This window comes from Allorhizobium sp. Av2 (assembly GCF_021462805.2).
Taxonomy (GTDB): Bacteria; Pseudomonadota; Alphaproteobacteria; order Rhizobiales; family Rhizobiaceae; genus Allorhizobium; species Allorhizobium vitis_G.
In genome coordinates, this window is record NZ_CP192700.1 from 128,089 (window position 1) to 145,401 (window position 17,313).

At 53.9% G+C, this 17,313-nt stretch carries 11 protein-coding genes and 2 pseudogenes; 8 read left to right on the forward strand and 5 right to left on the reverse strand.

The annotated features are described in order from the left end of the window. A complete protein-coding gene (locus FS819_RS27955) occupies positions 1-696 on the reverse strand; it encodes a conjugal transfer ATPase VirC1 (protein ID WP_060716582.1) in 696 nt (231 codons plus the stop codon). Between the two features lie 261 nt (positions 697-957). Between FS819_RS27955 and virD1 the strand changes: the two genes are divergently transcribed. The 8 genes from virD1 (at position 958) to FS819_RS27995 (ending at position 14,189) form a co-directional block, all read left to right on the forward strand. After that, positions 958-1,407 carry a T-DNA border endonuclease subunit VirD1 gene (gene virD1, locus FS819_RS27960; protein ID WP_060716583.1) on the forward strand — a complete coding sequence of 150 codons (450 nt, stop codon included), beginning with the start codon at positions 958-960 and terminating at the stop codon, positions 1,405-1,407. 27 nt (positions 1,408-1,434) lie between these two features. Continuing rightward, positions 1,435-2,697, forward strand: coding sequence for a relaxase/mobilization nuclease domain-containing protein (locus tag FS819_RS27965; RefSeq protein ID WP_081088915.1), 1,263 nt, complete (start codon positions 1,435-1,437; stop codon positions 2,695-2,697). Between the two features lie 325 nt (positions 2,698-3,022). After that, positions 3,023-5,401 carry a hypothetical protein gene (locus tag FS819_RS27970; protein ID WP_060716585.1) on the forward strand — a complete coding sequence of 793 codons (2,379 nt, stop codon included), beginning with the start codon at positions 3,023-3,025 and terminating at the stop codon, positions 5,399-5,401. Between the two features lie 60 nt (positions 5,402-5,461). After that, the gene (gene virD4, locus FS819_RS27975) at positions 5,462-7,462 is read left to right on the forward strand and encodes a type IV secretion system ATPase VirD4 (RefSeq protein WP_156550900.1); all 2,001 of its coding nucleotides are present in this window, start codon (positions 5,462-5,464) and stop codon (positions 7,460-7,462) included. A 102-nt stretch (positions 7,463-7,564) separates the two neighbouring features. Next, positions 7,565-10,078 carry a virA/G regulated protein gene (locus FS819_RS27980; RefSeq protein ID WP_070149665.1) on the forward strand — a complete coding sequence of 838 codons (2,514 nt, stop codon included), beginning with the start codon at positions 7,565-7,567 and terminating at the stop codon, positions 10,076-10,078. Positions 10,079-10,500: 422 nt separating this feature from the next. Next, positions 10,501-10,689 (forward strand): hypothetical protein, encoded by a 189-nt coding sequence (locus tag FS819_RS27985; RefSeq protein ID WP_060716588.1) that lies wholly within the window; start codon positions 10,501-10,503, stop codon positions 10,687-10,689. Between the two features lie 13 nt (positions 10,690-10,702). Then, positions 10,703-12,304, forward strand: coding sequence for a VirE2 family protein (locus FS819_RS27990; protein ID WP_060716589.1), 1,602 nt, complete (start codon positions 10,703-10,705; stop codon positions 12,302-12,304). A 67-nt stretch (positions 12,305-12,371) separates the two neighbouring features. Next, on the forward strand, positions 12,372-14,189 hold the full coding sequence (locus FS819_RS27995; RefSeq protein WP_060716590.1) for a hypothetical protein: 1,818 nt from the start codon (positions 12,372-12,374) through the stop codon (positions 14,187-14,189). Here the strand turns inward: FS819_RS27995 and FS819_RS28000 are convergent. The 4 genes and pseudogenes from FS819_RS28000 to FS819_RS28015 form a co-directional block, all read right to left on the reverse strand. Next, complete coding sequence (locus tag FS819_RS28000; RefSeq protein WP_060716591.1) at positions 14,186-14,467, reverse strand: hypothetical protein; 282 nt, start codon at positions 14,465-14,467, stop codon at positions 14,186-14,188. The two genes, FS819_RS27995 and FS819_RS28000, sit on opposite strands and share 4 nt — an antisense overlap. 290 nt (positions 14,468-14,757) lie before the next feature. Beyond that, on the reverse strand, positions 14,758-15,570 hold the full coding sequence (istB, locus tag FS819_RS28005) for an IS21-like element helper ATPase IstB (RefSeq protein ID WP_060716592.1): 813 nt from the start codon (positions 15,568-15,570) through the stop codon (positions 14,758-14,760). Next, a pseudogene (locus FS819_RS28010) lies at positions 15,560-16,147 on the reverse strand (Mu transposase domain-containing protein); the annotation flags it as partial. The pseudogene FS819_RS28010 and the gene istB, both read right to left, overlap by 11 nt. After that, positions 16,146-17,069 (reverse strand): annotated as a pseudogene (locus FS819_RS28015) (IS110 family RNA-guided transposase); the annotation flags it as partial. The pseudogenes FS819_RS28015 and FS819_RS28010, both read right to left, overlap by 2 nt. Positions 17,070-17,313 lie beyond the last annotated feature (244 nt).

Genomic DNA, 17,313 nt, shown 5'->3' on the forward strand with positions numbered 1-17,313 from the left:
TCAGGTCTCCAAGGCATCGCCGATCAAGTGTGAAAGGACGACGAGTTCATCCATTGCGATCCTGAGGTTCCGCTCGATGAGGCGCATCGTTGGATCGGTTTTCGTATTCAGCAGCGTTAGATGCAACATGCCCCGTTCTTTCATCGCCGCGAATGCATCTCTCTCGTGCATGGGCGACTGAACGACGGGGAGGTTCTCTAGCATGTCTGACATTGCCCGTTGCGAGGCGGTGAGGCGGCCGACCGGCATGCGCTGGCGTAACACGGCCGTTGGAATCGTCAGGTTCTCGCTCAACAAGAGCTCGATCACATAGCGATAAGTTGAAAGTGCTTCATCAACATCAAGCGGCGTTAACATAGTCGGGATCAAAAGCATGTCTGAGCTAGCGATAATCGTATTGTTGAGTTCGCTCGAACCACCATGTGTATCCGCTAGCGCATAGTCGAAACCCTGGCGCTCGGCCTCCTCATATCCCGCTTCGAGAAGCGACATTTCCTCTGCGCTATAAACTTCACAGAGAGGATCCCAAGTGTTGCTTCGTATAGCATTTTCCTTCCATCGCCTGAGTGGTCGGTTCTCGTCCGCGTCCAATAGAGCCACTCGTCGACCGCTGTTTGCAAAGGCGGCACAGAGACCCATAAGCGCAGTCGTTTTGCCAGCGCCTCCCTTGAATGAGCAAAATGTAAGTAGTTTCATGTGATTCCTGCCGTATCGCGGGTGATGACAAATTGTATTTCTGTTGGTTCATGTATTCGCACGAATAGCATGAAAGGTATGCTGGTTCACGCGATTTTATATTTCAGATTCGTTTCATATAAATTGCAGATGTAACGATAGACTATGCAGTATTCCTCTTTTATTCTTGATTGCGATCGTTTTGAGCACTAGTTATTGACTTTGCCAACGCGGTGGTTCCGCGAAAAAACTAGATCTTTCCATCCTTCAGTGGAGGAAGCTATGTCGCAAAACAGCACGCCCACCTCGAATGGCGTCGCCACCGCCTCGTATGAAAGTGTGAAGATTGAGAGCTTCAAAGTCGTGAGCGCGCGTTTGCGATTGGCCGAGTACGAGAGTTTTTCCAGCCAGGCACGGTTGCTCGGGCTCTCCGACAGTATGGCCATACGAGTCGCGGTACGCCGCATTGGCGGCTTCCTCGAAATTGAAGCCGAGACCCGTCAGAAAATGGAGGCAATACTTCATTCAATAGGAACGCTTTCAAACAATATCTCGGCGCTGCTTTCCGCCTATGCCGAACGTCCGGAAATGGATTTGGAGGCTCTGCGAGATGAACGCATCGCTTTCGGTATGGCTTTCGCTGATCTCGATGGCTTGCTCCGTTCCATCTTATCCGTATCACGACGACGGATAGATGGGTGCTCAATGCTTAAAGATGCTCCGCAGCATTGATGTTGCGCCTGCTTAGGAGGGTGCGGGATGGCCGATCCAGCTCAGGTTGTCATTCGAATTGTGCCTAGGGGCGGAACTAAAACCATTCAGCAGGTTATTAATCAGTGGGAATATCTCTCCAGGAAGGGCAAGTTGGAGCTCCGGCTCTCAGCCCGGCACCTCGATATTCCGCTACCGCCTGATCAAATTACCAGGTTTGCTCGGAGCTGGGTTCTGGAGACCGGAAATTATGACGAGAGCCTGCCGGACGAGCAAAGGCAACAGGACTTAACCACGCACATTATCGTAAGCTTCCCCCCAGGTACGGATCCTACGTCGGCTCATGCAGCAAGCCGCGAATGGGCGGCCGACATGTTTGGGTCAGGCAATGGTGGCGGCCGCTACAACTATCTTACAAGCTTTCATACAGATCGCGATCATCCGCATCTGCATGTCGTGGTCAACCGACGGGAGCTTTTTGGGCGGGAATGGCTGAAAATATCCCGACGCCACCCCCACCTCAATTACGACGCATTGCGTGTCAGGATGGCAGAGATATCGCTTCGCCACGGCATTGTTCTTGACGCAACCTCGCGAGCAGAACGTGGCATTACCGAGCGGCCAATCACGTATGCAGAATATCGCCGTATCGAGCGCGAACAGGCCGAACAAGATCGTTTCGAGGATTTTGATGTCGAATCGTGGTCGCCGGGAGGAACTCACCGGGAACTGAAACGATCTTTCGATTCTTCGCACGGTGAGCCACTCCCAAATATGCCAGAAGGCTCGGCACGAAACGGGCGTCTGCAGTCGGCGTCTGGCTACGATGCTCAACCGCGCAGCTCTGAAGCCGATGGGCGCGATCACAATTTGAAGAACGGCTCTCCCAGTGTCGCCGGAGACACCGGGCGGAACCTTGAGGGGCGTTCTGGTCCTCGCCGCCTGGCAATAGAACCCGTCACGCGCACAACAAGCAAACGTGACGATCGGCAACGGCTTCATCCAAAACGGTCTCGCCGTGACGAGGAAGAGCAGAGCGGCGCAAAGCGCATTAGGGTGAACAATCTTGAGGCGGGGAGGGCCCACACCGGCGTAGGGGAGGACCGGGACGATCCGGATACATCGCCGATAGAGCCTGTTGAATCAACTCCTCTGCGGGCCCCTGGACAGACCAACAGCGCAGCAGACCTGTTGCCGCCTCCAGCCGATCGGCCGCGGCAGGGAGAACCAAATTCTAAGCGTCCACGCGATGATGACGCCGAACCGAGCGTTCGCAAGCGTGCAAGAGATGGGCGCAGCCAGGATGGATGAGACATCGAAGGTGGAAAGGAACTAAATTATGGCAGACGAAGAGTTCCGTCGAGACTTCAGCAGCTCCGCTCCCGTGACTTCGAATAGCCCAGGAGCCAGAACTGTACCAGTCCCGCTCACACCACGATCGACCGCTGTCCGACAAGACGGCACGGACCCCATGACAACAACTGGTTTCTCACGATCACCAATTTCTGGCGGCCTACCCGACCTTCCGGGTACTTCAACCGCAAATCAGGGGCCAGCAGCCCATGTCCGGAATACCCATGCCGGAATCCCACTGAGATCAACCGAGGCTCCCGCGGGCGGACCTGCAGATTTACCGATGAGCGAACGGTATCTTCGTGCGACAAGGCAATACTTGCGTGAGACTGAACAGGAATACGCCGCCGAAGGCCGCCGCGAAGCGACTCCATCGTCACGTTTTCGCAAAGGAGGAACAAAGCGATCACGCGAAGATGAGCAGTCTGGTGACGATAGTGAATCCGTTGCGAAGCAGCGCGCCCCCTCAGAAAACGAGATCAATATGATTGCAAGACCTCTGACTGTGGAGGAAGGCGCGACTACGGCGCCCAGGTCGCAAGGGTCGCACGCGTCTGTGATGGGGCTGGATGATCTCGAGGAGATTGAAGAGAGTTATTCGGAACCTCAACATGAAATTTCGACGCTTCCTGTTGACACAACCACGTTGGTTTCAAGTCTGGACACCGTCATTGCAGGAGAGGGGCAACCTGAAGAAACATTCGACGCTGCGCCATACGCGATCGAAGACGACAGGGATAATGAGGGGGCGGCTAACAGCGTTCCGTCGACTCCACAACTTTCCTCATGGCCGGGGTTAGATGACCTTCATGAGTTTGACGATAGTGCTTCGCCTTATGGACACAGTACTCAGAGTTTTCCTGCTAACATAGCCGCTGGGGATTCAAGCACTGACGCAGGGTCCCCCAGCATTGCAAGCACCCAAATCCTCGAAGACGTTAACACTGACGATTCCGACGAGCGGAACGAGCTCGATGGCCAAACAGTTTCAGGATCGATCCATGAAAGTTCGGTTCAAGCTGTGAGGCCGCGGCAAGAGCGCTTCGATGACTTCCCCGATTTGACCGACGAGGAACTGGCTAGAATCGACGCACTATCTGAAACTCGCACCACTTCGAAGGGGAATTCTGCATCCGATATTCATGCGGTCATGCCGGATAATGTTCTCTCGCGAGTGGATTTTGCTGTGGGTGCCGACGAGCTGCGTGCAATCCCTGCGGTCCATCGGGAGGGTTCTCGGCTCGAGTTGAACCCACCAGAAGGAAAGTTCGATGACTTCCCCGATTTGACCGATGAGGAACTGGCGAGAATCGACGCACTATCTGAACCTCGCACCACTTCGAAACGGGATGTTGCACCCAATATTCATCCGGTCATGCCGGATAATGTTCTCTCGCGAGTGGATTTTGCTGCGGGTGCCGACGAGCTGCGTGCAAGCCCTGCGGTCCATCGGGAGGGTTCTCGGCTTGAATTTAGCCCACCAGAAGCAAAATCCGATGACTTCCCCGATTTGACCGACGAGGAACTGGCTAGAATCGACGCACTATCTGAAACGCATTCCAAGAGACCTCGCTCCGCGCGGGATGTTACAGGCGATTTCCATGGGGTCAGCTTGAATGAGGCTTTCGAGAAAGTGGGTTCGCCCACTATTGCCCCGGAAACGAGCATCGAACGCGCGCCTGGATCATCACAAGCGATCCGCAAGGACCTTCCTGGCTTGAGCACCGTAGAGCCCTCGCATATCAGCGAAGCATCGCGTGTTAACATAGCTTTTGAAAAGGGGAAACAAAAGGTCGCGTTAGGAGATGAGGTTCGGCCAGACCTCAGCACGTCCCAAGCTTACCAGCCGCGGCACCCGTCAACCCATACGATTTTTGATGCTGAACATATTGGTGATAACCTGCTGATCGGGAACGAGCCAGTTCCCCCGTGGCCCCATCCGTGGGAGCATGTCGTGCTCTTTGAGACATGCCGACAAATATTTGAAAGAAAAGGGAAGTGGCCCATTGCGGAGGACTTGGACAACAGTGTGATCCTGGTCAAAAAAGTGGATGGCGCACAAACATCTTATATGCCCCGAAATCAGCTTCTTTTGCATCTCGGTCCCCAAAAGTATCTCGAACGAATGAAGGCGCTCGGTCTTTCCGAGAACACTTTCAGCAGGCTGAAGACCGATAGGCAATATCACTATAATACACCTGCTGGACCACGAGTCAGCGATCATGACTATGAGTTCCCGCTACAGGCAGGTGTGCACAATCCGGAGGTGATGGTTCAGCATCGTGGTGGAACCTTCTTTGCGTTTTGGCCAAAGCTCCTCAGGCTGGAAAAACTTGCCACTGTGACGAACACGTATGGCACGGAGAATGTTTGGCTCAAATCACCAGACAACGCTTACATGACGCCGGCGACGTATAATTCCAGAGCGGCGGATGGCGCCGAAGACCTTTTTGCCAAGTTCATACATCCCGCTCATGTCTTCGACCACGCCGATAACCCTGAAACTTCAAGCGTAAAAAATGTCCGCGACATCATGCCCGGCGCAAATCGCGCGCAACCTACCGATCGCACCGGGGCGCAATCCGTGGGTCGCAGCGGACACAGCCGCGACGCGCCGCTTGATACGAGGGAATCCCGTATGCGTGAAGACTATGGGCGGTAGTTTCAGCTATCCGCACAACAAGTTGCCCTTTCCGATAGGGGATCGAAGCGTGGTCACGTGATGAATTCAGGCAAGTACACGCCAATACGCCTAGCTATAAGCATAGTATGTTCACTGGTCGCTGGGTTTTGCGCGGCAAGTCTCTATGCAACATTCCGCCATGGCTTTACTGGCGAAGCGATGATGACGTTCAGCGTTTTCGCGTTCTTGTACGAGGCACCACCTTATTTGGGATACGCAAGCCCCATCTTCTATCACGGATTGGCGATTATATTTGCCACCTCCGCGTTCATACTGCTGTGCCAACTATTCCTATCGATGCGCGATCCCGAGCATCACGGAACTGCTCGCTGGGCCGGGGTTGGCGAAATGCGATACGCCGGCTACCTCCAGCGATACAGTTGCATCAAGGGCCCCATCTTCGGAAAGATATGTGGGCCGCGCTGGTTCGGAAGCTATCTAACCAATGGAGACCAACCTCACAGCCTTATTGTCGCGCCAACCCGCGCCGGTAAGGGCGTTGGCGTCGTTATTCCGACATTGCTAACCTTTCAGGGCTCGGTGATTGCTTTGGATGTGAAGGGTGAGCTTTTTGAACTCACGTCGCGAGCGCGTAAATCGAGCGGCGACGCGGTTTTCAAGTTCTCACCGTTAGATCCAGAGCGGCGAACGCACTGCTACAATCCTGTACTGGATATCGCCGCGTTGCCACCCGAGCGGCGCTTTACCGAAACGCGCCGCCTCGCCGCCAATCTTATCACAGCCAAGGGCAAGGGAGCAGAAGGTTTCATTGACGGCGCAAGGGATCTTTTCGTTGCAGGCATCCTGAGCTGCATTGAGCGCGGCACACCCACAATCGGTTCCGTTTACGACCTATTTGCTCAGCCGGGCGAGAAATACAAGCTTTTTGCTAAACTCGCGGAGGAAACCCAAAACAAAGAGGCTCAGCGCATATTCGACAACATGGCAGGAAATGACACCAAAATTCTGACATCCTATACATCGGTGCTCGGCGACGGCGGGCTCAATCTTTGGGCCGATCCGCTGGTCAAAGCAGCGACAAGTCAATCCGATTTTTCCGTTTACGACCTACGTCGGAAGAGGACCTGCATTTATCTTTGTGTCAGCCCAAATGATCTTGAGGTCGTAGCGCCGTTGATGCGCCTCCTCTTTCAGCAGGTTGTGTCAATCCTTCAGCGAACGCTGCCTGTTAAGGATGAACGGCATGAGGTCCTGTTTCTCCTCGACGAGTTCAAGCATTTGGGCAAGCTGGAAGCGGTGGAAACGGCAATCACCACGATTGCCGGTTATAAGGGCCGCTTCATGTTTATTATACAGAGTCTGTCGGCCTTGACCGGAACTTATGATGAGGCCGGCAAGCAAAATTTCCTCAGCAATACGGGCGTGCAGGTATTCATGGCTACGGCTGACGACGAGACACCAACCTACATTTCTAAAGCTATCGGCGAATACACGTTCCAGGCTCGCTCAACGTCATACAGCCAAGCTCGCATGTTTGATCATAACATCCAGATCTCCGATCAGGGTGCTCCTCTTTTGCGACCCGAACAAGTCCGCCTGCTCGACGACAACTACGAAATAGTCCTTATCAAGGGCCAGCCTCCTCTCAAACTCCGGAAGGTGCGATATTATTCCGATTTCATGTTGAAGCGGATTTTCGAAAGCCAAGCGGGTTCCCTTCCCGAGCCCGCATCTTTGATGCTCCCGGAAGACACGAATCTCTTTGGCGACAATCTCAGTCAACGAGCAACTGGCACCACTATGCTAGAGGCGGTGCAGATCGAACCGACAGACTATGGAGAAGCCGATACTTCCCTGAGTAAAACCATGGTTGATGGAGAGGATAGTGTCGCAATTGGGATGGAGGTTTACCCTGGGTCAAACGAAGTTGGTGACATTGGCGAGTGCAGCGGTTCCGCCGCCGCCGAACCTGTGTCCGAGATGCCTCCGGAAATAGCTCCAGCACTATTGGCGCAACGCGAGCTCCTCGAGCAGATCATTTCGCTCCAGCGACGCGGTGAAATTGCGCCTGACACTTGAAATGCGTTGTGACGACATTTCCGATCGAGCCTTGTGAGCGCCGTTAGATGCCAGTTCGTGAATTCATGACCAACGAAGTTTGCAGATTGATGAAACATCGCCATGAACCCGCCGGGAAATTCAAAAATTGGGCTCACCGCGTCGGCTAGATCCTCGCCCGACGTTCACTCCGGAGTTAACCCTGTCCTTCGTCCCAAGGAGTTCAGGAACCGTTGTGCTGGCTCCTCATCTGGCAGTCAAACGGATCGCTGGGAAGAATCATCTGCATCTTTCTTTTACGATGGAATGAGACTGGGCGCTGCAGAGCGGTCGGCATACGAGGCCTGGAATGAAACGGGCCGACCGACGTGGAAAGACCTCGTGCTGAGTGCCCGTCTTAATGATATCGACAGTTCCGCTTGGAATTTCGATGGCAGACAAACGACCTCGTCGGTTTTTGTCTATGAGGGTGTTCCTCTGGGGGAAGGAGAACGACGTGTCTACGAGGAATGGCCGGAGCCCGGACAGCCGGGGTGGCAAGAGCTCGTTGTGAACGCTCGCATTGCAGAACTACACCCGTCTGCTTCAGTTTCGCATGAGCGCGATCCCCCTGAAAGAAGCACGGAGTTCCGGTCCGATGCGCCCAAGCGCAAGCGGAAAGGCTCAATAGACCAAGACGAGAGTGTCCCTGCATCATTTTACTATGATGGGATGAGGCTCAGCTCACCCGAGCGCGAAGTATATGACAACTGGAGCAAACCGGAACCACCTTCGTGGAGAGACCTGATAATAGACGCGCGTCTTGATGCTATTGACAGGTCCGCCTGGTTCCATGAATCGGGAGGCGCTTCGGTCTTTGAGTACGAAGGGATCCCGCTGGGTGAGGGGGAACGCCTGGCATATGAAAGGTGGCTGGAGCCCGCGCAGCCCGGATGGGAAGATCTCGTCGTGAACGCACGCGTTGCTGAATTAAACCAGTCTGATCGGACCTCGTGTGAGAACGAAAGTCTTGAAGCAGGAAAGGAACTTCCACCTGACGAATTGGAGGGCATGTTGGGCTCCCCAATTGACGGTGCGCAGGACGCTCGTGCATCCTTTGTGTATGATGGAGTGACACTCGGAGCGCCCGAGCGTGACGTGTACGAGAACTGGGACAAGCCCGAACGACCCTCATGGGAAGATCTAATCCTGGATGCCCGCCTCGCTGCGGTACAGGATTCCTCGATCTCAAGTTTGGCGCCTGGAGAAGAAACCAACTCAGCTTTCTTTTATGACGGGATTGCGCTGGGAAACGCGGAACTCCGGGCATACGCAAGGTGGAGGCAGCCTGCTCAACCGCGGTGGCAGAATTTGGTGGTGAACGCGCGTTTGTTGGAACTTGACCCTTCGGCTTGGATTCGCGATGAACATGACCCATTTGAGGAAGTCGAGGAGCTCAACTCGCCTTCGCGATCGACTTCCCCAAGTGAGGCCAAGCGCACTTTGGGTAAGCTTGATCTCAATCGACCGGCCCACAGATGTGAAAAAACTTCAAAAGAAACGTGTCAGACAGGGCCCGGGACGTGCCTACGGTCGGAGATGCGGAGCGCAGCTCATGTTGAACTTTCTGGACTGAACGCGTGTCGGGAGAACACAATTGCCAGTGGCCATGCTCTCAATGGCGGAGGCAAGATAAAGAGGCTCGGCTTCAAAAGCCACTTGACTGGAAACGGGGCTCTCCAAGGGCTGAATCCCGGTACGAAAGGAACAGCGTCCGACGAAGGCGGACAAGTTGTTCCGCCAGTCCGATCCAGTTGCCCGAGAGGCGATAATATCGGCACATACGGAAGTCGTAGGAACGAACGGGCGCGGCTCGCTACCGAGACTGGACAATTCGAGTCGGAGCACATTTTTGGCTTTAAGGTGGTCCACGAAGTTTTACGCAGAACGAAAGAAGGCCGTCGTCTCGAAAGGCCAATGCCTGCCTATCTTGAATGTAAAGAGCTTCATCGGCAGCATGTTGGAACTGGATGGAGGCGAAGCGGGCTAGTTGGGCGTGGATGGACAGATGATTCCAGTTATCGCTCAGATCAACGAGCAACCTTGTCAGACCCTGTCGCGTCTGCTGAAGGTGCAGCGGCTTCAAACGGATATCAGTTGAATCAACTGGGTTACGCACACCAACTCGCCAAGGATGGCCTGCAAAGCGTATCGTCCGACAGCGTTACTATGCCAATTCGTGTCGCAACAACCAGCTACAATTATACGGTAAGCCGTGATCCCCTGCTGTCACCTCCCAGCAAAGAGCAAGAGCCGCCAGTGCTTCATCTTGGGCCTCGTGGGCAGACAGAAGCTGTACTCGCGCGCGAGACTGCACTGACCGGACAATGGCCAACGCGCGATCGTGAACGTGAAGTCTATGGAGAGTTCCTGGCCCTGTACGATTTCAAGATGAAACTTGAGACCAGCTCGCTCAGTGTACGGCAAAAGAGAAAGGAACTCGTCTCCGCGTTGGACCGAACCGCCAGTTTGATAGGGGCGGCGCCTTTGAAAGCTCAGTCGCAAAGCGCGGAACACTATAATACGGCTGAGTTGCCAGACGAACGGCGGGAGTATGATCCGCGCGAGCGAGGCCGACGAAGCCTCTTTCAGCGCTGACGGTGGTACAGGAATGACCAACCGATATCTGCAGGCCACCGCGTGCCGATCCTCTCCGGAAAATCGCGTCGAAGATATCTGTGCTTGGCCGTTTGCCCTTTTCGCATGAGAACTACCAGATCGCGCAAAGCTGAACGAGGGTTACAGATGAAACGATAAACCCGTTCAACAATTTGGTCCCGGATGGTAGTTTCGACATGTTGTCGATTTCCATCCGGACTCTGAATTATGCTGCAGGAAAGACCTGCTGGCACAGGAATCCGGAGAGATCAACAGGCTGTCACGACTGGCCATCGGACGACTCGCGCCCCGTGTCGCTGAGTTAATCGGCACCGCCACGTAGAGCAACCGTTCACGAATGACCGTGATTGACTGGAGCAGCAATCAACAGGAGCCGGGCTCTGCCCTGCAGGAGAACAAAAATGGCGATAGTCAAACTCAATCCCAGCAATAGCAGCAATTCCTCGTCGCCCGAGACACATCGAGAAATCCAACAGAAAAAGACCGATAATCACGAACCAAGCGGTTTCACACAGTTGGACCTCGACATGATCGAGCTGGAGAATTTTGTTCATCAGTGCCCGCTTCCCAACGAAGACCTGGCTGACTGAAAGGAGTTCGATAATGAATCCGAACAGTGAAGGCAGTGATGAAAACAGCGTCGTAGTGGGCGTGCACAGCATCGAAACTGCCAATGACGGTTCCACCAAGCGGCAGAAGATAGTCAATTCCGACACGACCAACGATTTCGAGATGGTGAGTAGCCAAGAAACCCACGAGTTTGGCGACCACGGCAGCAGCTCCGCTCAGACTGAAAGCCTCGAGTCCCGTCTGCATGAGACGAGCTCCCACCTTACGCAAGCTGACACACACAATGATTTATCCAGCTTGTTTGCAAACATGGCATTGCCGGGTCACGACCGGCGGCCAGATGAGTATATTCTTGTCCGACAAACCGGAGGTGACGCGGTCGCCGGTGTCACTAAAGGTAACCTCGAACATCTACCGACCAAGGCGGAATTTAATGCGAGCTGCCGTCTCTACAGGGACGGAGCAGGCAACTACTTTCCGCCGCCGCTCGCATTTGAAAGGATTGCCGCTCCGCAGGAACTCGATACAAAATCGCGTTTTCAACACAAGCTGGAAGTGTGGAATCGCGCTCATGCCGAGATGGGTATCACGGGTACCAATATTTTTTATCAGACAGATAAAAATATAAAGCTTGATCAAAACTACAGATTGAAGCCAGAAGATCGGTATATACAAACAGAGAAATATGGCCGCAGAGAAGTTCAAAAGCGCTATGAACACGAATTCCAGGCAGGATCGCTGCTCCCTGACATTCTGATCAAGACTCCGCAAAACGATATCCATTTCGTCTACAGGTTCGCAGGTGACAACTATGCGAATAAACCCTTCGATGAATTCCAACGCACCATAAAGGCCCAATATGGCAACGACACCGAGATCAAGCTTAGGTCGAAGTCAGGTATTATGCATGATTCCAAATACTTGGAAGCATGGGAAAAAGGCAGCGCGGATGTACGCTTTGCCGAGTTTGCAGGAGAGAATCGAGCCCACAACAAACAATTGCCGCTCGCGACGGTCAATATGGGACGGCAGCCAGACGGGAGCGGCGGGATGACTCGCGATCGCTTGGTTAGTGTTGGTTTCCTGATGCACAACGCACCCAATTCCCCCTGGGCGCTAGCGTTGAAAAAGGGAGAATTATGGGATCGCGTTCAAGTCCTTGCTCGCGACGGAAACCGTTATATGACACCTCCCAGACTGGAATATTCCGATCCCGAACACTTCACGCAGTTGATGGGCCGAGTCGGATTGCCCCTTTCGATGGGCCGACAAAGCCATGCGAACACCGTCAAGTTTGAACGGTTTACCGAGCAGGCAGCGGTGATTGCTTCGAATGGCGCGGATCTACGCGACATTCGAGACCTCTCTCCGGACAAAGTGCAGCAGCTGACGGATAAAGATGTGCTCATTGCGGATCGCAATGAAAAAAGCCAGCGGACCGGCACCTATACGAGCGCTGCGGAATATAAGCGCCTTATGATGAAGCTGCCAGAGGACGCTGCCCAACTGCTTGGCGGTCCCGCCGATAAGTATTCACGTGATTTTGTCCGCCCAGAGCCCACTTCCCGACCGATCATTGATAGCCGTCGGAGCTACGAAAGTCGGCCGCGGGGCCAAACTGAAAACAGCCTGTGACTTTGCTACTGCCGCGCCGGCAATGAGACTTGTCACGTCACAAGCATCTGATTGAAAGAGCTTAGTCATGGTCAACATCACAAAGAAAACGGTCGCGAAATCCCCTACAATCGACATGCGCCGCGCTACTCAGCGCCTGGTTGAGCAAATGCGCAACGCGGTGCTTACGGAAGAGAAGGCAATGAAGCGGCGCGGGCGGTTCGAAGCTCCGCAGAAGAAGCAAAAATACGCTGCGGATATTCGGCTCGTCGACAAGTTGGGCGCCAGCTTTCGGGGTGAAATCAGCTATAAACTTCTCGGAAATAAAAGGCTGCGAGTTGACAACGCAAGAGAATTGACGCGCGAGCACGGCCTACTAAGAAAAAACATGAAAGTTTTGAAGCGTAACCTGGAGACAGGAGCGTTTTATTTGAGTCTTCACGAAAGGAAGACGTGGGCAAGTGTTACCAGGCATCAATACGGTGAGGACGGCACTCTTCGTACAAAGCATGTAAAACATAGAGACGGACGTTTTGAGGAAAAATGGGAGCGGGACGAAAACGACACCCTGATCCGTACACGGTATGTCAACCGAGGCAGGCTCAACCGGCGGCTGTTTCAGGCCACGTCCGAAGAGATGACTGCGCCTTACCGCAGTGGACGAGAGAACAGACTTTATCGCAAACTAACCCGACAAGTAGGTTCCAAACGGGAAACATTTGAGCGGGACGACAAAGGTAATCTTGAACTTATCGCTCGCAAAGGACTTGGTTTTTCCAAGAATTCAACAAAATCGGAAGATCACAATACCTCATATACAAAGATTCGGAAACTTGGGGGCACTTTCAGCAAATCTTATAGATCTCTCCTGGACAAGGAAGGTAATGAACTGGGCCGAGATATCTTAAGTCACCGGCGGCTGTTCAATAAGAGATCGGCGATCTACGACGACGCCACAGGGGAACTGAAAGGCACTAAACATACTTTCGGCAAGCTTTATAAAAATGAAGCCGAATACCTGAGCGATCAGGTGATTAAAGTTTCGAAAAAAATACTTGGCGTGACAGTTCAACGGAGGCTGCGGGGGCTAAATGAGCAAGAACACGACGCCCAGACACTGCGCGCGTCAGAGTCCGTCCGTCATAAGCAGGCTTGGCAGGAGCGCGAGGCTGCTTCCAAATTCCCGACTCCAGATCGTCAAGCGAGAGTGGTGACTTTGGACGATAGCCGAGCGTTGCACATTCTCCCGCACCACAATCAAACCGGAGTGCAAGCGGGAACAAGCCTGTCGGAGCCTGTGGAACATCAGTTCTCGCCAACTTATCCGGAATCAAAGGTTCCGGCTCCTCTTCAGTTGGAGGGAATAGAGGGGCAGGGCAAACTCGAGGCATCGTCACACGTGTTATCCGGTGTGCGAGAACCGGCAAAAAAGGTGGATTCTCAGGGCCAGTCGGTGCCGTTAGTGCCGAACAGTCATGCGTTAGATCAAGGACACCAGGAGCTGTTGAACCTCCTGCAGAGTGTGCCAGTCCCGACTCTGCCAGCACATAATGGCGACGGGCTTGGGTACGATAACCCTGGTACATCCTTGCCAGAAAGCTCTGTGGCGGAGAGCTTGGTCCATGAACCTTCGGAGGGGCATGTGGGACGTGATCGCTTGACTAACGCCTCCATCGATCCACAAGCATTATTCGGCGAACCGGAATTGTCGCGCCTTTCAGAATTTAGACCAGCATCTCCCTCGCGAGTCGACCACCTGACAGGCTCGGAACAGGAAGCGTTGCTGAATGAGTTGCTTGGTATACCGCTACCTGTTTCTTCGCAGACGGTCGAACCGCGGGAGCTCAACACTCCTGAAAATTCGCGGAGTCGAGAACGCTCGGCGTCACGAGGTTTTTCACTCTAGACGGATTCACATACCAAGCAGCTCGAGCCTTCCGCCAGCGGAGCTGCGGGCTGAGACCGCCTTGCCAGGCTTGATGCGATAAGGGCCTTGGTCGCCACCATGATCCGTACGCGGTTCTTCCATGCGACCAAGCTGAAGAGCGGCATGTAGTAGAGCAGGTTGATTTCGTCCGGGTTCACCGGGTCAACACCGGTGCCCATCAACTCGGCGTCCACCATTACACTGAACAGATGGGTCTTTCTAATCGCAGATGGGGAGTCAAAATTGTTTTTTTGCATTCCGCTGCCGGGTCTATCGCGGAAAACGCCTGTCGCCCCCTCAAGGAGCTGGCCTTTCCACTGTTTATATGAGGTTTGTCAATCAGGGTTCCGTTAGGGAGGCATCTTGGTTTCTCCGATATGACTGATCCAGATGTGAACCCTTGCGTGACGCGGCTTTTGAGTTAGCCGGATCCAGCTTATATACGGTTGCTGTAGTGAGCAGCAGCACCAACATCCTGCTTTCGACGGACAGGGTGTTGATTTTCACTGAGAACTGACCCCATTTCCACCGAGATTTGACCCGCCATTTAGATATGTTTCGGGTCTGGTGATTTGGTCAAGTCGCTGTTTTTCTCCTTTGTATTTTTCGGTTCGTGGGCGGAGCTGTTCTTGAAGCGGAAGCTGTCGTTTCCGGTTTCGAGGATGTGGCAATGATGAGTGAGCCGGTCGAGCAGCGCGGTCGTCATCTTGGCGTCGCCGAAGACGCTGGCCCATTCGCTGAAGCTGAGGTTTGTGGTTATAACGACACTGGTGCGCTCGTAGAGTTTGCTCAGAAGATGGAAGAGCAACGCGCCACCTGACGCACTGAACGGCAGGTAGCCAAGCTCATCGAGGATCACCAGGTCGGAATGGACAAGTCGATTGGCGATCTGCCCTGAGCGACCTTGCGTCTTCTCCTGTTCAAGCGCGTTGACCAACTCGACGGTCGAGAAGAACCGGACGCGTTTGTGGTGATGCTCAATTGCCTGGATGCCGAGAGCGGTGGCAATATGGGTTTTGCCTGTGCCTGGACCGCCGACCAGCACGATGTTGTTGGCATCATTGAGAAAGTCGCAACGATGGAGCTGTCGCACGAGTGCTTCGTTGATCTCGCTGCTAGAGAAATCGAAGCCGTTCAGGTCACGATAAGCTGGAAAGCGAGCAGTCTTGAGCTGATAAGCGGTTGAACGAACTTCACGTTCTGCTGTCTCGGCTTTGAGAAGTTGTGACAAGATTGGAATCGCAGCTTCAAAGGCAGGTGACCCCTGTTCGGTGAGTTCACCGATTGCCTGGGCCATGCCGTGCATCTTCAGTTGTCGCAGCATGATGACGATTGCGCCGCTGGCTGGATTATGACGCATGGCGCACCTCCGTTGTCTTTCTCAGGGAATCGTAGCGTTCGACATTGGCCTTTGGTTCGTTGGCAAGTGTGAGAGCTTGGGGCGCAGCTATCGTCGGTGGCGTGGAAGATTTACCATCGACCAAGCGATGCAGTAGGTTCAGAACATGGGTCTTGGTCGGAACCCCGGACTTCAAGGCCATATCGACGGCCGAGAGCACAGCCTGCTCGTCGTGCTGGAGGACGAGCGCCAGAATGTCGACCATCTCGCGATCCCCGCCCGGCTTTTTGAGCAGGTGCTGCTGCAGTATTCTGAAGGCTTCCGGAAGCTCGATAAACGGCGCACCATTGCGAAGAGCGCCTGGTTTGCGCTGAACGACGGCGAGATAGTGCCGCCAGTCGTAAATCGTCTGCCCAGGACCATCATGCGAACGGCTGATGATGCGACGGTGCTCGCATATGATCAGACCTTCTGCTGCAACAGCGATACGATCTGGGTAAACCCGAACGCTGACAGGCCGATTGGCGAAGGATGCCGGAACGCTGTAGCGATTACGATCAAAGTGCACGAGGCAGGTCGGGGAAACCCGCTTGGTGTGGCTTTTTGCCGATCATGCGCGACAACCAGGACCCTTCAACCGCCCCGCGCCTTGACGCCCAGCGAACAACGGCTGATGCCCCTATGATCAACAGTCGTCGAAGATCTCGCTGCCCCATCTTCGAGGTCTTGCCGAGCCGTGGCTTGCCGCCAGACGAATGCTGCCGCGGTGTCAAACCCATCCACGCGGAGAAATCTCGACCTCGTGTAAATGTCTCAACTGGCGGCGCTAAGGCTTCGAGCGCCGTTGCGATGACAGGGCCAATTCCGGGAATGCTCATGAGCCGCTTGGCAACATCATCATGCCGAGCCCTCCGACCAATCTCCAGATCAAGTTCCCGAACCTTATCAATGAGTGCCCGCAGCGTCAAAACCAGTGCCAAACAGGGTGCGCGTGCTGCCTCCGTCAAGCTTGAGCTATCATCTTCAACGTGATTGATCAGAACTCCGACATGTGAGGGCCCTTGTGGAACGGTAATTCCAAACTCTGCCATTAGACCACGCAGCGCATTGATAATCTGGGTCTTTTGCCGCACGAGAAGGTCACGTACTTTGAATACCGTCGCCGCAGCCTGCTTCTCCTCACTTTTGACTGCGACGAAACGCATAGTTGGTCGCATAGCCGCCTCGCAGATAGCTTCCGCATCGGCTGCATCGTTCTTCTGGCGCTTGACGAACGGCTTGACGTAAATGGGCGCAATCAGCTTCACTCGATGCCCAAGTTTGGCAATCTCGCGGCCCCAATGGTGGCTTCCGGCACATGCTTCCATCGCCACAACGCAAGGATCGACCTCCGATAGGAAGGAAAGCAACTTCTTGCTCGAAATCTTCCGCCGAAAAAGCACCGAGCCGTCTACGCTGGCCGCATGGATTTGAATTATGCTTTTGGCCAAATCCAAGCCGATTATGCTAACCTTTTCCATGGACGCTCTCCTTTGTAATGGTTTCCAACACAACCATTCTGGCACGAAGATGCCGTTGAGTGGGAGCGTCCACCCCATCGCTCACAGCGACGCGGCGGCGGCAGGATATATTGAATTGTAAATGTATCCAGTCTCGAGAATTATAGACGGATCGCCAATGAATATGATGATAAAATTTGAATATAATTAAAACAATTCTATCTATTTAGTGTAAAGTGGAAATATATGTGAAGCACAGTTTCAT